This window comes from Mesorhizobium sp. M0563 (assembly GCF_040321065.1).
Taxonomy (GTDB): domain Bacteria; phylum Pseudomonadota; class Alphaproteobacteria; order Rhizobiales; family Rhizobiaceae; genus Mesorhizobium.
Genome location: NZ_JAMYQV010000040.1, coordinates 1 through 20,622, shown reverse-complemented (window position 1 = coordinate 20,622; position 20,622 = coordinate 1). Strand labels below are relative to the sequence as shown.

The window sequence follows — 20,622 nt, the reverse complement described above, 5'->3', positions numbered from 1 at the left end:
TCGGCCACCTTGTCGGTCATCGCTGAGCCGCTCCCGTTGCAAGTTCCATGATCGCTTCCTGCCGCAGTGGCTCGCCCTCCGACGCCGTTACCTCGCCGGCAATGGTGCCGTCGCGCATCACCAGCACGCGGTCGGCGATGCCGATCACCTCCGGCAGTTCGCTGGAGATCATCAGGATGGCGATGCCTTTCTTGGCCAGATTGTCGATCAGCCGGTAGATTTCCGACTTCGCCCCGACGTCGACGCCGCGGGTCGGCTCATCGAGGATGACGACCTGCGGCTCTGTTTCCAGCAGGCGGGCGAGCAGCACCTTCTGCTGGTTGCCACCCGACAGCGAGCCGGCATTGGCCTGCACCGAGCTGGTGCGGATGGAGAGCTCGGACACCGCCTTGGCGGCGCGCTTTTCGGCAGCCGCGAAGTCGCGCAGACCGCCGGCCTTCGCGTCCCTTGCCAGCACGCCCATGCTGATGTTGTCGGAGATCGACATGTCGAGGAACAGGCCAAGTTGCTTGCGGTCCTCGGTCAGGTAGGCGATGCCGGCATCCAGCGCCTCGCTTGGCGAACCGATGGATATCGGTTTGCCGCCGAGCTCCAGCGTGCCCGATATGTGCCTGTCGGCGCCGAAGATCAGTCGTGCCAGTTCGGTGCGGCCCGAGCCGACCAGGCCGGCCAGCGCCAGCACCTCGCCTTTGTGGAGGTCGAAGGAGCAATTCCTTATGAAATTGCCGTCCGACATGCCGCGCACCGACAGCGCGACGGCGCGCTTGCTGTCCGGCGGGCGGTGATCCTTCTTGTAGAACGTCGACAGATCGCGTCCGACCATCATCGATACCAGGCGCGAGGCGTTCAGATCGGCGCGGTCGAGCGTGCCGACATAGCCGCTGTCGCGCAGCACGCTGACGCGGTCGGCGAGCTGGTAGACCTCTTCCATGCGGTGGCTGATGTAGATGATGGCGATACCTTGCGACTTCAGCGTCGCGATCACCTCGAACAGCCGGTCGGTCTCACGCGAGGTCAGCGAGGTGGTCGGCTCGTCCATGACGATGATGCGCGCATTGGTCGACAGCGCGCGGGCGATTTCGACCAACTGGCGTTCGCCGAGCGACAGGCTGCTGACCGGGGTGCGCGCTGAAAAAGTCACGCCGAGCCGCGCGATGATGTCGCTGGCGCGCCGGTTACACTGCTCGCGATCGACGATGCCGAACCGTCGCGGCTCGTTGCCGAGGAAAATGTTCTGCGCCACCGACAGATTGGGCGCCAGCGACAGCTCCTGGTAGATGACCGCAATGCCGGCGGCGCGTGCCTTGATCGGGTCGCCGGTGGCGGCCGGCATGCCGTCGATCAGGATTTCGCCGCCGGGATCCGGCCGGTAGGCACCGGACAGCACCTTCATCAGCGTCGACTTGCCGGCACCGTTCTCACCCATCAGCGCGTGCAGCTCGCCGGCATGGACGGTCAGCGACACATCGTGCAGGGCGCGGATCGGGCCGAATGTCTTCGAGATGTGGCGCATCTCCAGCACCGGCTGGCGCACCGTCTCGATCCGGGCGATGGCGCTCATCGCGCACCTCCCGCAGCTGCTCTGGGGGCACCCCGATCGGCGGCAAGGCCGCGCCAGTCGTTGCGGTAGCCGGCAAGGCCGCTGAAGCTTGCCGCATGCACCGCCTCCGGCGCCTCGGTGGCAAACTCGCGTCCGACGCTTTCGAAGGCAAGTGCTGCGGCACCGGTGGCGCTGCCCTCCAGCGTTGCGCCCTGCAGGAAGGCCTGCCCGGGACGCACTTGCGCCAGCAGCGCGGCAAGCAGCCCGCCATTGTTCAGGCCGCCGTCGACGATGACGGTATTATCGGAATGGATCAGCTCGAGGCACAAATCGACCATCAGCGCGACATAGAGCAGCGCCATGGCCGCGCGTTCGTCGGCGTTGGGCGTGCGCCCGACCAGTTCGCCGCGCCGGTGTGCCATCGGGCCGCCGGGCGCGAAGCTCGGCAGCGCCATGATGCCGGCGTCGATCACCCGCTGTATCGATGACGGCGCGATGGCGCCCTGCCAGCCGGCGCTGATCGTCGCGAATTCGCGGCCGCCCATGAAGCGGATGGTTGGCACCGGGCCGCCATCGACATCGACGTTGACCAGCATGTCGCGCTCGCCGTCGAGTGCGTCGAGAGGACAGTCCGGATTGAGAACGACGACCCAGGTGCCGGTCGAGACCACGGTCACCGGCCCGAGCTGCTGCCGGCGGTAGGCATGGAGCGCGGCATTGCTGTCGTGGACGCCATTATGGATGGCGACCGGCTTCGCGGCTCGGCCGAAGCGCTGCTCGCCGATCACCGCGCCGGCACGCTCGAAGGCGGGCATCTGGCCGCGCCAGCCCCCGCCACCGACCAGCGAGCTGAAATCGCGTTTGCGCGGCGCCCATAAATGCGAGTGGCAGCCGAGATAGGACACTTCCGATACCGGCCGGCCACCAAGGCGCCAGCTCCAGTATTGGGGGTAGCCGAGGATCGATTTCGCTGCGGCGAAGGCACCGGGCTCCACCTCCTTCAGCCACAACATGTGGCGGCCGTAGTTGAAGCCAAGCGGCAGGCGCGGCGAAAAGGTCTCGGCAAAATCCGGAATGCGGCGATCGATCTGCGCGGCGATCTCGGCTGGCGGTTCCTGCTCGTAATCGAGGATCGGATGCGTCAGCGCGGCGTCGTCGACCAACGCGAAGGTGCAGCCATGGCCGGATACCATCAGCCCTTCCACGCCATGCGTGTCGACGGCGTCATCGATGGCGCGGGCCGCCCAGTCGTACAGCGTTGCCTCGTCGAGCACGCTGAAGCCGTTTTTGCGGATCCAGTTCGGCTGGGTGCGGCGCTCGTCGAGGATGCGTCCGTCCTGGCCGAAGACGAACAGCTTCGAATTGGTCTTGCCGAAATCGAGGACGGCTACTTTCACTGGGCGCCTCCCGAGGAAGCGGCGATGCGCACCATGACGCCGGCATCTTCGAGCATGCGCGCGTCGGTGTCGGACAGGCCCTCATCGGTGACCAGCGTACCGATCCGCGACAGCGGCAGCGCCACGTTGCGGGCGTGGATCGACAGTTTGCGGCTGTCGGCCAGCACGACGATCTGGTCGGCGCAGAGGCTGAGCTCGACGATCGAGCGGACCAGCAGCGGGTGCGATTCCAGAAGGCCTTCCTGGCCGATGCCTTGCGCGCCGAGAAAGAACTTCGAGGCGTAGAACGGCACCGTCTGGGTCAGCGAATGGATGATACCCGGCTCGCGGTGCAGTTCGCCGCCGGCGACGGTCAGGCTGCAATGGCCGTGATCGCTGAGATAGGCCGCGAGCGGCATCGAGTTGGTGTAGAGCCGGATGTTGCGGTCGGCGAGCTTGACGCCGAGATGGAAGCAGGTCGAACCGCCATGCACGATGACCGCGTCGCCGTCGCGCACCATGGTGGCGGCGAGAGCGGCGATCTGCCGCTTGGCCTCGACGGCGAGGTCGCGGTTCTCGTCATAGGGCCTGGCATAGGCGACGCCGACTTGCGAAGCGCCATCGAGCGCCGAGATGCCGCCATAGACCTTGCGCGCTTCGCCGGCCTCGTCGATCTTGTCGATGTCGCGCCGCACCGTCGCCGCCGACACGCCAAGCCGCTCCTGCAGCTCGCGCACCGATGCGAAAGGCCGGTCTCGCAAAAGCTCGACAATCTGGCGCTGGCGGCCGGAGTCGCTCAACCCTTACCTCCCAATGCGCTTGCCTCCCAAGCCATTTTGCACGGCATTGCCATTTTGCACGGCAATTGGTGCAACTTACTCAACGGGCCTCGGATTGCAAGCGTGATTTGACGCGATAACATCACTGTTGACGTAACTTACTCGCATCTGCGATACCAGCGTCGGTCTTAGTCCCGGCAACGGGCCGTCCAAAGCCGTGGCCACGCGGCCGGTTTGTGGAGGAATTTCGATGACGATCAGTGCGGATGCGCAGGAATTGGCAGCGCTGCGGTCGCTTTCGGCCGTCATCGGCAGCGACCCGCATCTGACCCAGGCCGCCGGCGGCAATACCTCGCTGAAAGCCGGCGACACGCTCTGGATCAAGGCCTCCGGTACCTGGCTGAAGGACGCGCTTACCGCAGACATCATGGTGCCGGTCAGCATCCCGCCATTGCTTGAAGCCATCGAACGGCGCGACCCGGCCGCCGAACAGCCGCAGGCCTTCGCCATCGGCGCCCTCAATCCACGCGGCTTGCGTCCGTCGATCGAGACCACGGTGCATGCGCTGATGCCGCAGCGCATCGTTCTGCATGTCCACTGCGTCGAGACCATTTCGCTGGCAGTGCAGGCCGATTGCGAGGCCGAGATCGCCAGGCGGCTCGATGGCCACCAATGGGCGTATGTTCCTTATCGCCGGCCGGGGCTGCCGCTCGCCCAGGGCATCGCCGAGCGCCTGCGGCCAGGCGTAGACATCCTGATCCTCGGCAATCACGGCCTGGTCGTTGCAGCCGAGACCGTCGCCGCGGCCGACATGCTGCTACGGCGCGTAACCCGGCTCTTGGCGCGGCCGCCGCGCCAGGTGGCAGAACCGGACATCGTGGCGCTGACGGCGCTCGCCGGCGGCAGCGGCTACAGACTGCCGGCCGACGTCGAGGCGCATGCGGTGGCGATCGACCCCGAATGCTGCCGCATGGCGGCAGGGGGCAGCCTCTACCCCGACCACGTCATCTTTCTCGGCGAGGGTTCGGTCGTGGCGAGACCGGACGAGGATGTGAAGCGCGTGATCGAGCGCTGCGGCGCCGCACCCGTGGCGATCCTGTTTCCCGGCCTTGGCGTGCTGATGCGCGGCGACGCCGGCGCCGGCGCCGACGCCATGCAGCGCTGCCTCGCCGACGTGACGGCGCGGGTCGATGTCGCTGCGAAGCTGAATTATCTGACAGCGGCGGAGAATGACGAACTGATCAACTGGGACGCCGAAAAATATCGCCAGAAACTCAATGCCGGAGGCAGCTGACATGCCGCGTTCGTCAAGCCCGCTATCAACTGGCCCGCTTGCCATCGGCATCGACATCGGCACATCCGGCGCGCGCGCCGTCGCAATGCGCCCGGACTTTTCCATCGCCGCGCATTCCGCAATTGCCCTTGAGCGATTTGGGCTGAACGGCCGCGACCCCGCCGTATGGTGGGAGGCGGTCGGCGCGACGTTGGCGGAAGTGCTCAAATGTATCGATCGCGCGGCAGTGCTCTCGATCGCCGTCGACGGTACGTCGGGCACGCTGCTGCCGGTCGACGGCTCCGGGCGGCCGCTGGCCGAACCGCTGATGTACAACGACAAGGTCGCCGACGACATTATTCTGACTGCAATAGCCGGCGCGGCACCGGCAACGAGCGCTGCACTTGGGGCGACGTCCGGTCTCGCCAAGGCGCTGTCTTTCCAGCACCTGCCCGGCGTCGCCACTGTGCTGCACCAGGCCGACTGGATCGCCGGACAGTTTTCCGGCCGCTTCGATGTGAGTGACGAGAACAACGCGCTGAAAACCGGCTACGACGTCGAGGCCCGGCGCTGGCCGGACTGGATCGCGGCGACCGGCATGCGCATGGAATTCCTGCCCCGAATCGTGCGGCCGGGCGATGTCACGGGCACGCTCACCGCCAGCGCTGCGAAAATGTTCGGCCTGCCGCGCGACGTGGTTGTCGTCGCCGGCACCACCGATGGATGCGCGTCGTTCCTGGCGACCGGTGCGACTGCCGCGGGCGCCGGCGTCACCGCGCTCGGCTCATCGCTGACCATCAAGATCCTCTCCGACCGGCCGATCTCGGCGCCGCAATTCGGCATCTACAGCCATAGGCTGGGAAACACCTACCTGGCGGGCGGTGCCTCGAACTCCGGCGGCAAGGTGCTGGCCCAGCATTTCCCCGTCGCCCGCATTGTCGAACTCAGCAAAAAGATCGACCCGGCGACAGAGACCGGCCTCGATTATTACCCGCTGCCGGCGCCGGGCGAACGCTTCCCCATAGCCGATCCGGCGCTGCCGCCCCGCCTCGAGCCGCGGCCCGCCGACGACGCCGATTATCTGAAAGCGATGTTCGAGGGTATTGCGGCGATCGAAGCGCTCGGCTATCGCCGGCTTGCCGAACTCGGCGCACCCCGGCTTACATCGGTCAGGAGCGTCGGCGGCGGTGCGGCCAATCCGGCCTGGACGGCGATCCGGCAGCGCAAGCTTGGCGTCGCTCTCGTGCCCGCTCTTTCGGAGGAGGCCGCCGCCGGCACGGCGCGGCTGGCGCTGATGGGCGCAGGCGCAGCGGGGCTTTTATGACGGCCAAGATAATTCAGCACCTCGACGGCATCGCCGCGCTGGCCGAGCGCTATCAGGTGTTCCTGCTCGACCAATTTGGTGTGCTGCACGACGGCACCAGCGCCTATCCAGGCGCTATCGAAGCCTTGTCGGCACTCAAGCGCGCCGGCAAGACCATCGTGCTGATCTCGAATTCCGGCAAGCGGGCGCAACCCAATGAGCGCCGCCTGCTGAAGCTCGGCTTCGCACCGGGAAGCTGGGACCATTTTGTCTCCTCCGGCGAGGTGGCGTGGCGCTCCTTCCACGAAATGGCGGCATCGGGGACCCTGCGCCCGCAGACAAAATGCCTGCTGATCAGCCGCGATAATGACCGTTCGGCTGTCGACGGCCTGCCCTTCGTCCTGGCCAAGGACGGCGACGATGCAGAACTGGTACTGATTTCCGCCAGCGAGGGCGATCGCTACGACCTCGACCATTATCGCCGGCTTCTCGGTCCGGCGGCGAAGCGCCAGGTGCCGTGCTTCTGCACCAACCCCGACAAGATCATGCTGACTGCCGTCGGGCCTTGCTTCGGCGCTGGCCGGCTGGCCGATCTCTATGAGAACCTCGGCGGCAGCGTCACCCGCATCGGCAAGCCCTATCCGCAGATATTCGAGGCAGCGCTGGCGCTGGCGGGCAACCCGGAGCGCGGCAACGCGGTCTGCGTCGGCGACAGCGTCGAGCACGACATCGCCGGCGGCAACGGCGTCGGCGTCGCGACGACGCTGGTCCTGTCCGGCATATTGGCGGAGACACCTGATCTGGAGACTGTTTTCGCCACGCTGAACGCCCGCCCCGACTACATCGCGGATAGCTTCAGGTTTCGCTGAATTGTTAATGCGAGACAAAGCTAATCGAGGTTGAAACGCCCGATCACCGGCACATGGTCGGAGGGCCGCTCCCAGCCGCGCGCCGGCCGCAGGATTTCATAGCCGGCAAACTGCGGCACCAGGTTTGGCGACGACCAGATATGGTCGAGGCGGCGGCCGCGATTTGACGCCTGCCAATCCTGTGCACGATAGCTCCACCAGGTGTAGAGCTTCTCCTCGTAGGGCACATTGAGCCGCATCAGGTCGACCCAGTCGCCGGCGAGCCGCATCGCTTCGAAATTTTCCGTCTCGACCGGCGTATGGCTGACGACGTTGAGCAGCTGCTTGTGCGACCAGACATCGTGCTCGAGCGGCGCGATGTTAAGATCGCCGACCAGGATCGAGCCGGAAACCTCGTCATGCTCGGCGCGGACGGCGTTCATCTCGGCAACAAAATCGAGCTTGTGCTTGAACTTCCGGTTGACGGCCGGGTCGGGCTCGTCGCCGCCGGCCGGCACGTAGAAATTGTGCAGCAGGATCGCCTTGCCGCCAGCCTTGACGGTGACCGACAGATGCCGGCTGTCGTCGATCTCGCAGAAGCGGCGCTTTTCGACCACCTCGATCGGCCGCCGTGCCACCGTCGCAACGCCGTGGTAGCCCTTCTGGCCATGGAAGGCGATGTGCTCGTAGCCAAGCTTGCGGAACGCCTTCTCCGGAAACAATTCGTCAGGAACCTTGGTTTCCTGCAGGCAGAGCACGTCCGGCGTCTGCTCGACCAGCAGACGCTCGACGATCGGCATGCGCAGCCGGACGGAGTTGATGTTCCAGGTAGCGACGGAAAACGGCATGTGGGGTTCCGGACAACGCAAGATCCGCCGGATGGCCCGACGGAAGTCAATCGCGGAAACTACTGCCAGCCGCGCACCGCAAAAACAAGCCGGCCGCGCCTTGGGGGCGCGGCCCATGACTTTCCAGAAATATCAATACAGGAACCAAGCCCAAGGTGTGCTGAGATTCAGGTCAGGCCGAGTCGGAGTCGAAGACGGGCGCGAAGCGACCAGAATGGTGGATTCCGAGAACCGGAGCGGAGCGTACTTTTGGGTACGTGAGCACCGGCCTACGCCGGCCGTAGCCTTAACTGCCACGACCGCTCATGAGTGCTTTGGCCGGCGAAGGCCGGAAGCGCAGGAAACCGCCGTTGCAGGCCGGCATCACCTGAATATCGACACACCTTAGCGCGACTTGGTGTTCAGTTCCCGGTTGGCCGTATAGTCGATGGCAAAGGTGTCGGGCGCGAAACTGACGCCCTCCTTGGTGTTGAAGATCATCACCGTCGTGTCCTTGCCTTGCGCATCGGTGATGGTCCACTGCCGCAATTCATAGGATTTCGGATCGAACATCATGGTGATCTTCGAATTGCCGAACACCGATTTGTCGGCAAGCTGGATGGTGGTGAGATCGTTTTCTTCCTTAACGCTTCTGACGCGTCCGCCCGACAGATCGATCTTGTCGTCGAGCAGCAGCTTCAGCGGTGTCTTCGACAGCGGGTAGAGGTCGGAGGTCCGCAGCTTCTTGTTGAGGATGACCACCGACTTGCCGTCGGAAATCACCCTGAAATTCGAGGCGCCGTCATAGTTGAAGCGGATCTTGCCCGGCCGTTCCAGAAAGAACTTGCCGCCGGTCTGCTCGCCCTTTGGCCCGAACTGCACGAACTCGCCGCTCATCGATTTGACCGAGGAGAAATGATCGGCGATCTTCTGCGCCGTCGCCGGAACCGCTGCTTGCGCCGACGCCAGCAGCTGGAAGCCGGGCACGACGTTGACGGCCGCGGCACCGGCCAGGACCAGACCGAGCACCTGTCGGCGGGTTGGGGCGAAATCCCTGCTCGGGGCGAAAGATGCGTTTTTCATGCCGGTCACCATCATCTGATTGCTTGCTCGTTATATTGGTCTGGCCCCCCAGTTGGGCTTAAGTTTGGCGGGCGCGCAGCGCTCATCCGTTGCAACGCGCCGAGAGGTTCAAAGTTGCCGGCGCGGATGCGCTCTAGAACTTGTCGTCCTCCGTCGGCACCAGGATTTCGCGTTTTCCGGCATGGTTGGCCGGGCCGACAATGCCTTCCTTCTCCATCTTCTCGATGATCGAGGCGGCGCGGTTGTAGCCGATGCCGAGCCGGCGCTGGATGTAGCTGGTCGAGGCCTTGCCGTCGCGCAGCACCACCGCGACCGCCTGGTCGTAGGGATCGTCGGAATCCTCGAAATTGCCGCCGTCGCCGCTGCTGCCACTGCCTTTGCCCGACGGCTCATCATCATCCTTGTCGTCATCCTCGGTGATGGCGTCGAGATATTCCGGCACGCCTTGCAATTTCAGATGCGCGACGATCCTCTCCACCTCGTCGTCGGAAACGAAGGGACCGTGCACGCGCTGGATGCGGCCGCCGCCGGCCATGTAGAGCATATCGCCCATGCCGAGCAGCTGTTCGGCGCCCTGCTCGCCCAGGATGGTGCGGCTGTCGATCTTCGATGTCACCTGGAAGGAGATGCGGGTCGGGAAGTTGGCCTTGATGGTGCCGGTGATGACGTCGACCGACGGCCGCTGCGTTGCCATGATGACATGGATGCCGGCGGCGCGCGCCATCTGCGCCAGGCGCTGCACTGCGCCTTCGATGTCCTTGCCGGCGACCATCATCAGATCGGCCATCTCGTCGATGATGACGACGATGTAGGGCATCGGCTCGAGGTCGAGGTTCTCCGTCTCGTAGATCGCTTCACCGGTCTGGCGGTCGAAGCCGGTCTGCACGGTGCGCGAGATTCTTTCGCCTTTTTTCTCGGCCTGCTGCACGCGCGCGTTGAAACCGTCGATGTTGCGGACGCCGACCTTCGACATTTTGCGGTAGCGGTCCTCCATCTCTCGCACGGTCCATTTCAGCGCCACCACCGCCTTCTTCGGATCGGTGACCACCGGCGTCAGAAGATGCGGGATGCCGTCATAGACCGAGAGTTCCAGCATTTTCGGATCGATCATGATCAGCCGGCAGTCCTGCGGCGTCAGCCGATAGAGCAGCGACAGGATCATGGTGTTGATGGCGACGGACTTGCCCGAGCCGGTGGTGCCGGCGACCAGCACGTGCGGCATCTTGGCGATGTCGACGATGACCGCCTCGCCATTGATGGTCTTGCCCAGCGCCAGCGCCAGCTTGGCCTTGGTGGTCTCGAAATCGCGGCTGGCCATGATCTCGCGCAAATAGACGGTCTCGCGCCTGGCGTTCGGCAATTCGATGCCGATGGCGTTGCGGCCAGGCACCACGGCGACACGGCAGGCGATGGCGCTCATCGAGCGGGCGATGTCGTCGGACAGGCCGATCACCCGCGACGATTTGATGCCGGGCGCGGGTTCCAGCTCGTAAAGCGTGACGACCGGACCCGGGCGCACATGGATGATTTCGCCCTTGACGCCGAAATCCTCCAGCACGCCCTCGAGCAGGCGGGCGTTCTGCTCCAGCGCGTCCTTCGACAGGCTGGCGTCGCGCACCACGTTCTTCGGTTCCGACAGGAAATGCAGTGACGGCATCTCGAATTTTTCCGAGCCGATCAGCGAGGTCTGCGCCTCGCGCTGGACCCGGGCGCCGGGTGCCGGCCGCGGCGCCGGCGCCTCGACGCGTGTCGCCGCATCGGAACGGAAGTTCTGCACCTTCGCCGTCGGCGCGGCGCGGCGTTGGCCGGCCGGCTCGGGCGCGAAATCCATGTCGTCGTCATTGTCGTCGTTATCGAAGACATCGGCATCGTCGGGGTCGATCGAGGCACTGCGGTCGTTGACCATGGCGGCGAAGAATTCCGGCTCGACGCGGGCGCGCCCGCCCGGGCTCATCCGCGCCTCGGCGAACTCGGCCGATTCGACCCGTTCTGCCGCCCGCCGCCAGGCGCTGGCCCGCGGCTCCATCTCCGGCTCGAAATCGTCGCGCTCGCGCCGGCGCGCGGCGCGGCGACGCAGATAGGCCCGCAGCGACAGCCACCAATGGGTGATGGCGCCAAGCGCCAATATGCCTTCGTCGCCCTCGTCCTCTTCATTGTCGAAAAGCAGGTCGTCCTGCGGATCGGCAGCAGTGTGCTGATCAAGCACGGCAAAGCCGTTCTTGCGTGAAATCAGCGCCGAACCATACAGAAACAGCCCCAGCGCCGGTGCTGCAAGGAGCACGGCAAGCACGCTGGCGACGAGGCCGGTCGGATAGCCGCCGATGACCAGGCCGGGAATGTTGAGCACCATGTCGCCAAAGACGCCGCCGAGGCCGGTCGGCAGCGGCCAGGTCTTGGGCGGCACCACGCAACCGGCAATTGCCGCGCCAAGCAGCGAAAACCCGAACCAGGCCAGCGCCCGTTTCGGCAGCCGGTCGACGCCGCGCGCGGTAAACAGCAGAAATCCCCAGATCACCGCCGGCACCAGCGCCGCAACGGCGGCGAGTCCGAAGAACTGCATGGCAATGTCGGAAAAGACGGCGCCGGCATAACCCATTGCATTGGTGACGATATTATCGGTGGCGTGCGAGAAGCTCGGATCGGCGACGTTCCAGGTGGCAAGGGCGGCGACGCCGAAGCCAACCAGAGCAAACAGCCCGGCACCGACCAGCCGCCCGACCTGGCGCCTCGCGAACGCCCGGATGCCGTGCCCCGTATCGGCCAGCGCAAACGGTGCTGAAGCCCCTGAACGCATGCTCTTCCTCGTCTGTCGTTGCCCGGCCGGGCGCGGACGCGCAACACGGCAGATTCGGCTGTCAGACTAGCGGCGGGAAGGTTAAGGGCGCATTAACCATGGGCAGCCTGCGTCTGCGGAACGGGCGCAGGATGTCATGCCTGACTTCCTGTTCAAACGCGGCGGTGATCCTGCGACAGGCATTGGCAACCACGCTGACTCGGCGAAAATGGCGGGCACGCTGGAGCCGCTGCGGCAGATGTTTCACGCCGCCGACGGATCGAGCACCTTGATCAAGCGATCGTGATCGAGCCGTCACGGCCATCCGCGCACAAAAAGAGGCCCGGAAGATTTCCGGGCCTCAAGGCGTGAGCCCTTGCGGGAGCATCACGACGGGATGGGACGTCGCGAGGCGGCCGAGGCCGCCCCGGACGAGCTTACGGGTGATAGGCCACTTCGCCGTGCGAGGTGAGATCGAGCCCCTCGCGCTCTGCATCGGCTGTCGGACGCAGGCCGACGATCAGGTCGACGATCTTGTAGAGGATCGCGCTGCCGATACCCGACCAGAGGATTGTCACCAGCACACCCTTGAACTGCGACATCAGCTGGGTGGCCGTGCCGGCGTAGCCGGCGGCGAAGTCGGCTGTCGAGTAATCGACGATGCCGGCGCCGCCGAGAGCGGGATTGACCAGGATACCGGTGCCGAGCGCGCCGATGATGCCGCCGATGCAGTGGATGCCGAAAACATCGAGGCTGTCGTCGTAGCCGAACTTGTTCTTCACCACCGAGACGAAGAAGTAGCAGACGCAAGTGGCGACGAGACCGAGCACGATGGCGCCCATCGGTCCGGCAAAGCCGGCGGCAGGTGTCACGGCGACGAGGCCGGTGACAGCACCCGAAACGGCGCCAAGCATGGATGCTTTGCCGCGCAGCAGCGTTTCAAGCACGATCCAGGTCACTGCCGCCGCCGCCGTGGCGACAAACGTATTGACCATGGCCAGCACGGCATAGGCGTTCGCTTCCAGGTTCGAACCGGCATTGAAGCCGAACCAGCCGACCCACAGCAGCGAGGCGCCGACCATGGTCAGCGTCATCGAGTGCGGCGCCATGACGTCCTTCTGGTAGCCGATACGCTTGCCGATCATCAGCGCGCCGACAAGGCCGGCAATGCCTGCATTGATGTGAACGACGGTGCCGCCGGCGAAGTCGATGGCGCCGAAGCCGAAGATGAGACCCGACGGATCGCTATAAGCGCTCGGGCCGCCCCAGAACCACACCATGTGCGCGATCGGGAAATATACGAAGGTGACCCAGAGGATGGTGAAAAGGATCACGGCGGAGAACTTGATGCGTTCGGCGAAAGCGCCGACGATCAGGGCAGGCGTGATGCAGGCGAAGGTCATCTGGAAGAGAACGAACACCAGTTCGGGAATGGCCACGCCCTTGGTGAAGGTTTCGGACACCGTCGTCACGTCGACGCCGGCCAGAAACATCTTGGAAAGGCCACCGACGAAGGCGTTGCCGGGGGTGAAGGCCAGGCTGTAGCCGTAGAAAACCCAGACGATCATGACCACGCTGGTGATGGTGAAGACCTGCATCAGCACCGACAGCATATTCTTGGCGCGAACCAGGCCACCGTAGAAAAGGGCAAGGCCGGGAATGGTCATCAGCAGCACCAGAATAGTGGAGATCATCATCCACGTCGTGTCGCCCTTGTCGACGGTGAATGCCGGCGCCGCTGCCGGTGCTGCCGGAGCCGCTTCCTGAGCGAACGCAGCAACCGTGCCCAGTGCAGCGAGAGCGAGCGAACCCAAAACGGCCGCGCGTCCCGTTATCTTCAAGGTGGAAGGAATATTCATTGAACTCTCCATTGGAATACGTGTCCGCGGCTCAAAGCGCGTCGGTGTCTGTTTCGCCGGTGCGAATGCGCACCGCCTGGTCGATGCCGAAGACGAAGATCTTGCCGTCGCCGATCTGACCGGTCTTGGCCGCCGCGGTGATGGCTTCGACGGCCTTGTCGACCATGTCGACGGCGACCGCGACTTCGATCTTGATCTTCGGCAGGAAGCTGACCGCGTATTCCGCCCCGCGATAGATTTCCGTGTGCCCCTTCTGACGTCCGTAGCCTTTTACTTCGGTGACGGTCAGGCCTTGGATGCCGACTGCGGTGAGCGCCTCGCGCACCTCGTCGAGCTTGAACGGCTTTATGATTGCCATCACGATCTTCATAAGGTTTCACCCTTTGCTGTTGCGGGTCCCCGCGTTTGCACGACTTCGCCGATCCCCATGAGAGCCGGAGAGTGCCCGCTAGGATTCAAGCTCCGTGCCAATTGCCGAAGCAGGGTGTTAAGTTGTTGTTAAACAACGAAATCGGGAAGGTTTGTCGGCTGCCTGTTCACAGTCGCGTCAATGCAAATGATTAAAAAATAGGCAAAATTCGAAAAATGCCTACTCGGCAGGCGGCCGCTTCAGCCGGATGAGTCCTTCTTGGGCAACCGAGGCGATCAACGTGCCGTCGCGGGCAAACAGCGAGCCGCGGGTAAAGCCACGCGATCCTTGCGTCGACGGGCTGTCCTGCGTGTACAGCATCCAGTCGTCGAGCGGGTGGCTGCGATGGAACCACATGGCGTGGTCGAGGCTCGCTGCCTGGATGTCGCGATCGAAAATGGCGCGGCCGTGGGCAAAAGTCGAGGTGTCGAGCAACGTCATATCGGAGAGGTAAGCGAGCACGGCCGCCTGCGTGGCGCGGTCGGCCGGCACCGGGCCGGTGGTGCGGATCCAGATGTTCTGCTTCGGCTCGAGCTTTTCCCGGCTGGTGTAATGCTTCAGCATCACCGGCTTCATCTCGATCGGCCGGTCGCGCTCCCAATAGCGCTTGATGCCGTCGGGCACGGCTTCGCCGAACTTGCCCAGCAATTCGCGCTGCGACAGCAATGTGTCGGGCGCCGGCACGTCCTGCGGCATCGGCACCTGATGTTCCAGGCCGACCTCATCCTGCTGGAATGAGGCTTCCAGCGAAAAGATCGCCTGGCCGTGCTGGATCGCGACGACGCGGCGCGTGGTGAAGGAGCCGCCGTCACGGATGCGGTCGACCTCGTAGATGATCGGCACCTTGGTGTCGCCCGGTCGCATGAAATAGCCATGCAGCGAGTGCACATGGCGCTCGGCCTCGACCGTTCGCTGCGCGGCGACAAGCGCCTGGGCGATGGTCTGGCCGCCGAAGATGCGCTGCCAGTCGAGCTTGGGGCTGCGACCGCGATACAGGTTGTGTTCCAGCTGCTCGAGGTCGAGAATGCCGAGAAGCTCGTCCATGGCTGCCGTCATCTTGACCTCGCCGCAAAATTACCATGGCGGTTTCCGACAGGAACAGCGGGCAGTCAAGGGCGGAATGCCCGGCGACAGTCAGCTGCGAAAGGAATTGCCATGGTCGACAGCAAGAATTCGCTCGACGTTCTGGTCGCCGGCGCCGGCTATATCGGCCTGGCCGCCGCCGTGTCTCTGAAGCAGGCGCGGCCGAGCCTCGCCGTTGCCGTCGTCGACGCAGCACCCGCCGGCGTCTGGCAGAAGGACGGCCGCGCCTCGGCGATTGCAGCCGCCGCGTGCCGCATGCTCGACCAGCTCGGCGTCTGGAACGAGATAGCGCCGGAGGCGCAGGCGATCACCGAAATGACCGTCACCGATTCGCGCACAACGGATCCGGTCCGTCCGGTGTTCCTCACCTTCGACGGCGAGGTCGCGCCCGGCGAACCCTTTGCGCATATGGTCGCCAACAAGGATTTGAACGGCGCCTTGCGCCGGCGCGCCGAACAGCTCGGCATCGGCATCATCGAGGGCGTCGCCGTCCGCGCCTTCGATACCAACGGCGCCGGCATCACCGTGCATCTTGCCGATGGCGCGACGCTTAAGGCGCGGCTGCTGGTCGCCGCCGACGGCGTCAACTCGAAGCTGCGCGACATGGCCGGCATCAAAACGGTGAAATGGGAGTATGGCCAGTCCGGCATCGTCTGCACGGTGGCGCATGAGCGGCCGCACAACGGCCGCGCCGAAGAGCATTTTCTTCCGGCCGGCCCCTTTGCCACGCTGCCACTCAAGCCGGGCAAGGACGGCACCAACCGTTCGTCGATCGTCTGGGTCGAACGGTCGCAGGATGCCGAAAAGCTGGTCGCAGGCGACACCCTGATCCTGGAGTATGAGCTCGAGCACCGCTTTGGCCTCAAGCTCGGCGAAATCCATATCGCCGACAAGCCCCGCGCCTGGCCGCTCGGGCTGACCATTGCGCGCGCCTTCGTCGCGCCGCGCATCGCCTTGGCCGGCGACGCCGCCCACGGCATCCACCCGATCGCCGGCCAGGGCCTCAATCTGGGCTTCAAGGACGTGGCGGCACTTGCTGAGGTGGTGGTCGAGGCCGACCGGCTCGGCCAGGACATCGGCGCGCTCGACGTGCTTGAGCGCTACCAGCAATGGCGGCGCTTCGACACGGTGCAGATGGGCATCACCACCGATGTGCTGAACCGGCTGTTTTCCAACGATTTCGGCCCGCTGCGTACGTTGCGCGACGTCGGTCTTGGCCTTGTCGAACGCATGCCGCGGCTGAAGGGGTTCTTCATCCGCCAGGCGTCAGGTCTGTCCGGCGACACGCCGAAGCTGTTGAAGGGCGAGGCGATCTGATCCATCTCACAGACATGCCAGGATGTGTTGAGATTCAGGTCAGGCCGAGCCGGAGTCGAAGACGGGGCGCGAAGCGACCAACAGTGGCTTCCGAGAACCGGAGCGGAGCGTGCGTTTGGGTACGTGAGAATAGGAAGCGCAGGAAGCCACCCTTTGCAGGCCGGCATCACCTGAATATCAGCACACCCTAATTGACCTCGAAACCGAGCTTCTGGCGCAGCCGGAGCATGCGCTGGTCGGAAATCTGCTGGCTTTGCCCGCCGACTTCCGTGACACGGCTGACCATCTGTAGCAGATCGTTCCTTTCAGCCGCGTCGAGGCGTTCGCGCAGGAACGGTGCCAGCTTGTCGATGACGACCGTGGCATCGTCGATTTGCGAGGCCGCCCATTTGGCGTAGATCACCGCTTCATCGGTCTGCTTTTTGTCGGCAATCTCCGAGATCACCGATCGAATGGCAGCTTCGCGTTGCGGCAGCACCGGACCATGCTCGGAAACAATGGCGGTGATCAGCGTCGCCGCCGCCACGACCGGATCGTCGATCGCCGTCAACGGCGAGAGCGCCGCCTGCTTGCGCAGTTTCTTGCGGCGGACATTGCCCTGGACGCGGCCAACGACGTCGGCAACCTCACGCGCCGCGTCGTTCATGGTCTTCAGCCGGTACCACCAGAACGCCGCTGCCCCCAGCAGGCCGATTGCAGCAATCAATATATGCATGCCCAAGATCCCCAATCTCAGGCGACGATAAGAGAAGTGTCGTTTCGCTTCAACACGCAAAAGTTGCGCCAATTGAAGAAAACGAAAGCCTGCGCCAGTCGCCGGCCGCCGACATCTCTACGACCCCGGCACATTGTAGATCGCCCGCACCTCGATCGTGCCGATTTCTGCCAGCGGAATGCCGCCGGCGATCTCCAGCGCCTCGTCGACGTCCCCGGCCTCGATCATGACGAAACCGAGCAACTGCTCCTTGGTCTCGGCGAAGGGGCCGTCCGTGACCAGCCGCTTGCCTTTGCGCCGGCGCACGGTTTTCGACGTCTGCACCGATTGCAGCGCCTGCGCGATGATCAGCCGGCCGCTTTGTGCCACCGACCTGTCATAGGCCAGCGAATCGGCGTCGAGCTTGGCCAGCCTCGCAGGCGTCATTGCGTAGAGATCTTTTTCTTCGCCGTAGACCAGGCAAACGTATTTCATCTTTACCTCCATTCCTGGGTTGAAGCGGCAGCCGAGGCTAGGGAAATCTCGGCCGGGCCTTTGCCCGCTGTATGATCGAGCCCCGCTGCATAATCCAGAAAGGACACCGCAATCCCGATAATGGCAATCGCCGCAAGCAGCCGGCCGAAGCCGGAAGGCGGCACGCGCGACCAGTCGGCTTGTTGTTCACCGGCCCTGTGGCTGGTGTTTGTCCAGTGAGCAGAAAACAGATTGTTCATGTGGTCCTCCATCCGGCCACCAATTCCATGGCCGCCCGCAGGACGGTCGGGGCAGATGGAAGTCGACATTTTTGCACGCATATTTTTTTCGCGATTTTTTCCCGAGCGATTTTTTGCTTGACCATGATGTGTCACGCTGCCGCCGATACGAAAGCGCGGGTGGCCTTCGCTCCAGCGCGCGCTATAGTCGACTGGATGCCGATCACGGGCTCAATCACGACAATCAAGGAGGAATTGATGGACCGCACCGCCAACGCCGTTTGGAAAGGCAGTTTCAAGGAAGGCAAAGGCACGCTCGAAACCCAGAGCGGGACGCTGAAAGGTACGCCCTATTCTGCCAAGATGCGTTTCGAGGACGAGAGCGGCAAATCCGGCACCAACCCGGAAGAGCTGATCGCCGCCGCCCATGCCGGCTGCTACGCCATGCAGCTTTCGCATTTCCTCGCCGAGAACGGCACTCCGGCTGCCGAGCTCGACGCCAAGGCCGTGGTAACGCTGGTCCCCGGCACCGGCATCACCGGCAGCGCGATCACGCTGGTCGGCAAGGTGCCGGGCATCGATGCCGCCAAGTTCAAGGAACTGGCCGAAAAGGCCAAGGCCGAATGCCCAGTCTCGAAAGCGCTCGGCGCCATCAAAGTATCGCTCGACGCCAGGCTCGGGTGAGTCTGCATCGAACAGCCGGTCGATGATTGGCGACAGCATAGCGGCCATCCAATCTCCCTTGCGGGGGGCTGGCAGGATAGAGGGAAGATCGCGGCTTTATTCCAGCTTGGGTTGCTCGCCCCACGACAGTGGGAGAGGTGTCTCGGCGAAGCCGAGACGGAGAGGGGAACCGCGCTCTATGAAGCCCCCTCTCCGGCCGTTTCGCGGCCACCCCGCTTCGCGGTGGGCGAGGAACCCAGTCTTGAGAGGTCGGGGGCCTCGCCCCACGGGCTCCCATCATGCCCGGGCGTGACCCAATGTCAGTTCTTTAAGGCCGCAGCGCGCACGTCCGACGGCGTCGCGTCATAGCGCCGCCGGAACGCCCGGTTGAAATAGGAAAGGTCGTTGAAGCCGACCTCGAAGGCGATTGCAGTGATGCTGCGGCCGGCATGAGAAGGATCGCCTAGCATGCGATGCGCGCGCACTAACCGCTGGCGCAGCATGAAGTCCGACAGCGACGTGCCTTCGCTCTCGAACAGCTTTCGCACATAGCGGGCGCAGAGATGGTGGCGGGCGGCGATGTCTTCGGCGGACAGCTCGCCGTGCCCGCCATGGGCGACGATATCGGCCTTGATGGCGCGCAGTCGCGCCACCCGCACGCCGCGGCCACGCGCAATTTCGGCGGCATCCCTGGTCGCCCCCATGGCAAGCGCGGCAAGGTCGAAAATGTGAGTCGCGGCCAGCTGCCAGGTTTCCGGCGTCAGCGCATCGTCTGCATCCTGGATCGACTGGACATAGTCGAGCAGCAGCCGCATCGCCCCGCTCGTGGTCGGCAACGGCTGCATAAGCACCGAAGCCGGATCGCCGATCAGCGGCGAAAGCTGCCTCAGCGAGAAGCTCATATTGACGAAGCGCATGCCGCCGGGCTGGATGAGGTTGAGGCCGACCTCTTCGCCGCTCATCATCAGCGCCCGGCCGTTGCCGATCGGTTCCTCGCGGCCGCGATGCTTCATGACGCTCGCGCCATCGAGCGCCGCCAACAGGATGAGGTCGTCGCTGTCGATCAGCGGCATCGAGTGATGCGCCCGGAATTCCGAGGAAGTGCCGGTGGCAATGCCGAGGCCGGGCAGCGCACGCACTTTCATGTCGACACGCGTCGGTGCGAGCGGATCGAGCTCGACCTTGAGGACCGTGCGGCCGTAGACCTCGCGCATCACCTCGACGCGATCTTGCTCCGGAAACGCGTCCGTCATCAGCCTGAACGAGGTCGTCGCATTCATCGGCATCCCCCAGCCCGAGAGCGCGCTGATATGCGCCGAGCCCCCTGAAACGTCAATACAGGGCCGTTTAGGCCGTTTTTAGGGCCGTCTCGTCCAAGCCGGCTTGTCTCATCGGACGTAGTTTGCAGCCCGTTTCCAAAACCGGAAATCCATCGGCAATGACCACCACAAGGGGGTTCGATGTATCACCTGCAACTGCTCAGGGACGCTGTCGGCGCTCGCCTCGGCGGGCTTCAATCCGCGCGTCTATCTCCTGTCGCTTGCGCTCGGAAAAACCGCCACCGATCATCGCGACCTGAAGCTGCCGCCGCGCATCAGGGAGCGTCAGCCATGAGCCTGCGATATGCTTTTTTGGCGGCGCCGATGCTGTGCCTTGGCCTTTCCGGCTGCGTCGGCCTCAATCCGATTTCCGCGGCTGTCGGCCTCGGCGGCATGGCGGCGGCAAACTCCATCGGCATGGCGCAATCGGGTGTCATCAGCCCGCAGGAGCAGGCGAAATATGCCGGCATGTCCTGTGCCGAGTTGCGGCAACAGGCCGCCGGCTACGAGGAGGCCAGGAACCATGGGCCTTCGCCGAAGAAATATGGCGGCATGGCACCCCCCGGCAAGATGGCGATCGTCAACAATGTCATAGCCACGCGGCTTGCCCATCTGCACAAGCTTATCGCGAACAAGGGATGCTGACCGGCTCCTCACCCGCGCGCCTGGCGGTTTTTGTCAGTTGTGTGCGTCAAGTTCTGCAAAAATGGCGTGGCAGTAGCTGTGACGTCGGCGTGTCCGCCGCGCAGCCCCCGTGTTTAGC

20 protein-coding genes are annotated in these 20,622 nt (G+C 64.4%); 7 read left to right on the top strand and 13 right to left on the bottom strand.

What is annotated here, in order from left to right:
- Positions 1-16: 16 nt before the first annotated feature.
- Genes NKI50_RS29985 through NKI50_RS29975 form a run of 3 tightly spaced genes read right to left on the bottom strand, consistent with a single transcriptional unit; the run spans position 17 to position 3,716 of the window.
- The gene (locus NKI50_RS29985) at positions 17-1,561 is read right to left on the bottom strand and encodes a sugar ABC transporter ATP-binding protein (RefSeq protein WP_352643719.1); all 1,545 of its coding nucleotides are present in this window, start codon (positions 1,559-1,561) and stop codon (positions 17-19) included.
- A complete protein-coding gene (locus tag NKI50_RS29980; protein WP_352643718.1) occupies positions 1,558-2,937 on the bottom strand; it encodes an FGGY-family carbohydrate kinase in 1,380 nt (459 codons plus the stop codon). The genes NKI50_RS29985 and NKI50_RS29980 overlap by 4 nt, the downstream gene beginning before the upstream one ends.
- On the bottom strand, positions 2,934-3,716 hold the full coding sequence (locus tag NKI50_RS29975; RefSeq protein ID WP_023721392.1) for a DeoR/GlpR family DNA-binding transcription regulator: 783 nt from the start codon (positions 3,714-3,716) through the stop codon (positions 2,934-2,936). Before NKI50_RS29975 ends, NKI50_RS29980 begins: the two co-directional genes overlap by 4 nt.
- A 229-nt stretch (positions 3,717-3,945) precedes the next feature.
- Here NKI50_RS29975 and NKI50_RS29970 point away from each other — a divergent pair, with 229 nt between their 5' ends.
- From NKI50_RS29970 to NKI50_RS29960, 3 genes are read left to right on the top strand one after another with little or no spacing between them, the layout of a single operon-like run.
- A complete protein-coding gene (locus NKI50_RS29970; RefSeq protein ID WP_023721393.1) occupies positions 3,946-4,989 on the top strand; it encodes a class II aldolase/adducin family protein in 1,044 nt (347 codons plus the stop codon).
- 1 nt (position 4,990) lies between these two features.
- Positions 4,991-6,292, top strand: a complete 1,302-nt coding sequence (locus NKI50_RS29965; protein ID WP_031194647.1) for an FGGY-family carbohydrate kinase — start codon at positions 4,991-4,993, stop codon at positions 6,290-6,292.
- Entirely contained in the window at positions 6,289-7,140 is an 852-nt protein-coding gene (locus NKI50_RS29960) for a TIGR01459 family HAD-type hydrolase (RefSeq protein WP_023721395.1), read from the top strand. Before NKI50_RS29965 ends, NKI50_RS29960 begins: the two co-directional genes overlap by 4 nt.
- 20 nt (positions 7,141-7,160) lie before the next feature.
- Here NKI50_RS29960 and NKI50_RS29955 read toward each other — a convergent pair whose 3' ends face one another.
- The 3 genes from NKI50_RS29955 to NKI50_RS29945 form a co-directional block, all read right to left on the bottom strand.
- On the bottom strand, positions 7,161-7,967 hold the full coding sequence (locus tag NKI50_RS29955; protein ID WP_352718586.1) for an exodeoxyribonuclease III: 807 nt from the start codon (positions 7,965-7,967) through the stop codon (positions 7,161-7,163).
- 384 nt (positions 7,968-8,351) lie between these two features.
- The gene (locus NKI50_RS29950) at positions 8,352-9,029 is read right to left on the bottom strand and encodes an outer membrane lipoprotein carrier protein LolA (RefSeq protein WP_023721397.1); all 678 of its coding nucleotides are present in this window, start codon (positions 9,027-9,029) and stop codon (positions 8,352-8,354) included.
- 133 nt (positions 9,030-9,162) lie between these two features.
- Positions 9,163-11,823, bottom strand: coding sequence for an FtsK/SpoIIIE family DNA translocase (locus NKI50_RS29945; protein ID WP_352548542.1), 2,661 nt, complete (start codon positions 11,821-11,823; stop codon positions 9,163-9,165).
- Between the two features lie 136 nt (positions 11,824-11,959).
- Between NKI50_RS29945 and NKI50_RS29940 the strand changes: the two genes are divergently transcribed.
- Positions 11,960-12,109: a hypothetical protein gene (locus NKI50_RS29940; RefSeq protein WP_023722684.1), complete on the top strand. Its 150-nt coding sequence runs from the start codon at positions 11,960-11,962 to the stop codon at positions 12,107-12,109.
- Positions 12,110-12,239: 130 nt separating this feature from the next.
- On the opposite strand, the gene NKI50_RS29935 is transcribed toward NKI50_RS29940, so the two are convergent.
- From NKI50_RS29935 to tesB, 3 genes are all read right to left on the bottom strand, one after another.
- Positions 12,240-13,661, bottom strand: coding sequence for an ammonium transporter (locus tag NKI50_RS29935; RefSeq protein ID WP_352481028.1), 1,422 nt, complete (start codon positions 13,659-13,661; stop codon positions 12,240-12,242).
- A gap of 31 nt (positions 13,662-13,692) precedes the next feature.
- A complete protein-coding gene (locus NKI50_RS29930; protein WP_023679755.1) occupies positions 13,693-14,031 on the bottom strand; it encodes a P-II family nitrogen regulator in 339 nt (112 codons plus the stop codon).
- Between the two features lie 219 nt (positions 14,032-14,250).
- Complete coding sequence (gene tesB, locus NKI50_RS29925) at positions 14,251-15,126, bottom strand: acyl-CoA thioesterase II (protein WP_023722686.1); 876 nt, start codon at positions 15,124-15,126, stop codon at positions 14,251-14,253.
- Between the two features lie 99 nt (positions 15,127-15,225).
- Here tesB and NKI50_RS29920 point away from each other — a divergent pair, with 99 nt between their 5' ends.
- Positions 15,226-16,470: a ubiquinone biosynthesis hydroxylase gene (locus NKI50_RS29920; protein WP_023722687.1), complete on the top strand. Its 1,245-nt coding sequence runs from the start codon at positions 15,226-15,228 to the stop codon at positions 16,468-16,470.
- Between the two features lie 187 nt (positions 16,471-16,657).
- Here the strand turns inward: NKI50_RS29920 and NKI50_RS29915 are convergent, their stop codons facing one another.
- The 3 genes from NKI50_RS29915 to NKI50_RS29905 all read right to left on the bottom strand — a co-directional run bounded on the left by NKI50_RS29915 (position 16,658) and on the right by NKI50_RS29905 (position 17,898).
- On the bottom strand, positions 16,658-17,185 hold the full coding sequence (locus tag NKI50_RS29915) for a hypothetical protein (RefSeq protein WP_023722688.1): 528 nt from the start codon (positions 17,183-17,185) through the stop codon (positions 16,658-16,660).
- 117 nt (positions 17,186-17,302) lie between these two features.
- Complete coding sequence (locus tag NKI50_RS29910) at positions 17,303-17,659, bottom strand: YciI family protein (protein ID WP_031195230.1); 357 nt, start codon at positions 17,657-17,659, stop codon at positions 17,303-17,305.
- A 2-nt stretch (positions 17,660-17,661) separates the two neighbouring features.
- Complete coding sequence (locus NKI50_RS29905; protein WP_031195231.1) at positions 17,662-17,898, bottom strand: hypothetical protein; 237 nt, start codon at positions 17,896-17,898, stop codon at positions 17,662-17,664.
- A 237-nt stretch (positions 17,899-18,135) separates the two neighbouring features.
- On the opposite strand from NKI50_RS29905, the gene NKI50_RS29900 reads away from it, so the two are divergent.
- Entirely contained in the window at positions 18,136-18,561 is a 426-nt protein-coding gene (locus NKI50_RS29900; protein WP_352643715.1) for an OsmC family protein, read from the top strand.
- A 299-nt stretch (positions 18,562-18,860) separates the two neighbouring features.
- On the opposite strand, the gene NKI50_RS29895 is transcribed toward NKI50_RS29900, so the two are convergent.
- Positions 18,861-19,820 (bottom strand): helix-turn-helix transcriptional regulator, encoded by a 960-nt coding sequence (locus tag NKI50_RS29895; RefSeq protein ID WP_352643714.1) that lies wholly within the window; start codon positions 19,818-19,820, stop codon positions 18,861-18,863.
- Between the two features lie 330 nt (positions 19,821-20,150).
- On the opposite strand from NKI50_RS29895, the gene NKI50_RS29890 reads away from it, so the two are divergent.
- Positions 20,151-20,504, top strand: a complete 354-nt coding sequence (locus NKI50_RS29890) for a hypothetical protein (RefSeq protein ID WP_352494069.1) — start codon at positions 20,151-20,153, stop codon at positions 20,502-20,504.
- Positions 20,505-20,622 lie beyond the last annotated feature (118 nt).

Excerpts from the sequence above, each read along its gene's own strand:
- NKI50_RS29985 (WP_352643719.1), bottom strand. The coding sequence starts at position 1,561 with ATGAGCGCCATCGCCCGGATCGAGACGGTGCGCCAGCCGGTGCTGGAG.
- NKI50_RS29970 (WP_023721393.1), top strand. The coding sequence starts at position 3,946 with ATGACGATCAGTGCGGATGCGCAGGAATTGGCAGCGCTGCGGTCGCTT.
- NKI50_RS29965 (WP_031194647.1), top strand. The coding sequence starts at position 4,991 with ATGCCGCGTTCGTCAAGCCCGCTATCAACTGGCCCGCTTGCCATCGGC.
- NKI50_RS29960 (WP_023721395.1), top strand. The coding sequence starts at position 6,289 with ATGACGGCCAAGATAATTCAGCACCTCGACGGCATCGCCGCGCTGGCC.
- NKI50_RS29955 (WP_352718586.1), bottom strand. The coding sequence starts at position 7,967 with ATGCCGTTTTCCGTCGCTACCTGGAACATCAACTCCGTCCGGCTGCGC.
- NKI50_RS29950 (WP_023721397.1), bottom strand. The coding sequence starts at position 9,029 with ATGAAAAACGCATCTTTCGCCCCGAGCAGGGATTTCGCCCCAACCCGC.
- NKI50_RS29945 (WP_352548542.1), bottom strand. The coding sequence starts at position 11,823 with ATGCGTTCAGGGGCTTCAGCACCGTTTGCGCTGGCCGATACGGGGCAC.
- NKI50_RS29940 (WP_023722684.1), top strand. The coding sequence starts at position 11,960 with ATGCCTGACTTCCTGTTCAAACGCGGCGGTGATCCTGCGACAGGCATT.
- NKI50_RS29935 (WP_352481028.1), bottom strand. The coding sequence starts at position 13,661 with ATGAATATTCCTTCCACCTTGAAGATAACGGGACGCGCGGCCGTTTTG.
- NKI50_RS29930 (WP_023679755.1), bottom strand. The coding sequence starts at position 14,031 with ATGAAGATCGTGATGGCAATCATAAAGCCGTTCAAGCTCGACGAGGTG.
- tesB (WP_023722686.1), bottom strand. The coding sequence starts at position 15,126 with ATGACGGCAGCCATGGACGAGCTTCTCGGCATTCTCGACCTCGAGCAG.
- NKI50_RS29920 (WP_023722687.1), top strand. The coding sequence starts at position 15,226 with ATGGTCGACAGCAAGAATTCGCTCGACGTTCTGGTCGCCGGCGCCGGC.
- NKI50_RS29915 (WP_023722688.1), bottom strand. The coding sequence starts at position 17,185 with ATGCATATATTGATTGCTGCAATCGGCCTGCTGGGGGCAGCGGCGTTC.
- NKI50_RS29910 (WP_031195230.1), bottom strand. The coding sequence starts at position 17,659 with ATGAAATACGTTTGCCTGGTCTACGGCGAAGAAAAAGATCTCTACGCA.
- NKI50_RS29905 (WP_031195231.1), bottom strand. The coding sequence starts at position 17,898 with ATGAACAATCTGTTTTCTGCTCACTGGACAAACACCAGCCACAGGGCC.
- NKI50_RS29900 (WP_352643715.1), top strand. The coding sequence starts at position 18,136 with ATGGACCGCACCGCCAACGCCGTTTGGAAAGGCAGTTTCAAGGAAGGC.
- NKI50_RS29895 (WP_352643714.1), bottom strand. The coding sequence starts at position 19,820 with ATGAATGCGACGACCTCGTTCAGGCTGATGACGGACGCGTTTCCGGAG.
- NKI50_RS29890 (WP_352494069.1), top strand. The coding sequence starts at position 20,151 with ATGAGCCTGCGATATGCTTTTTTGGCGGCGCCGATGCTGTGCCTTGGC.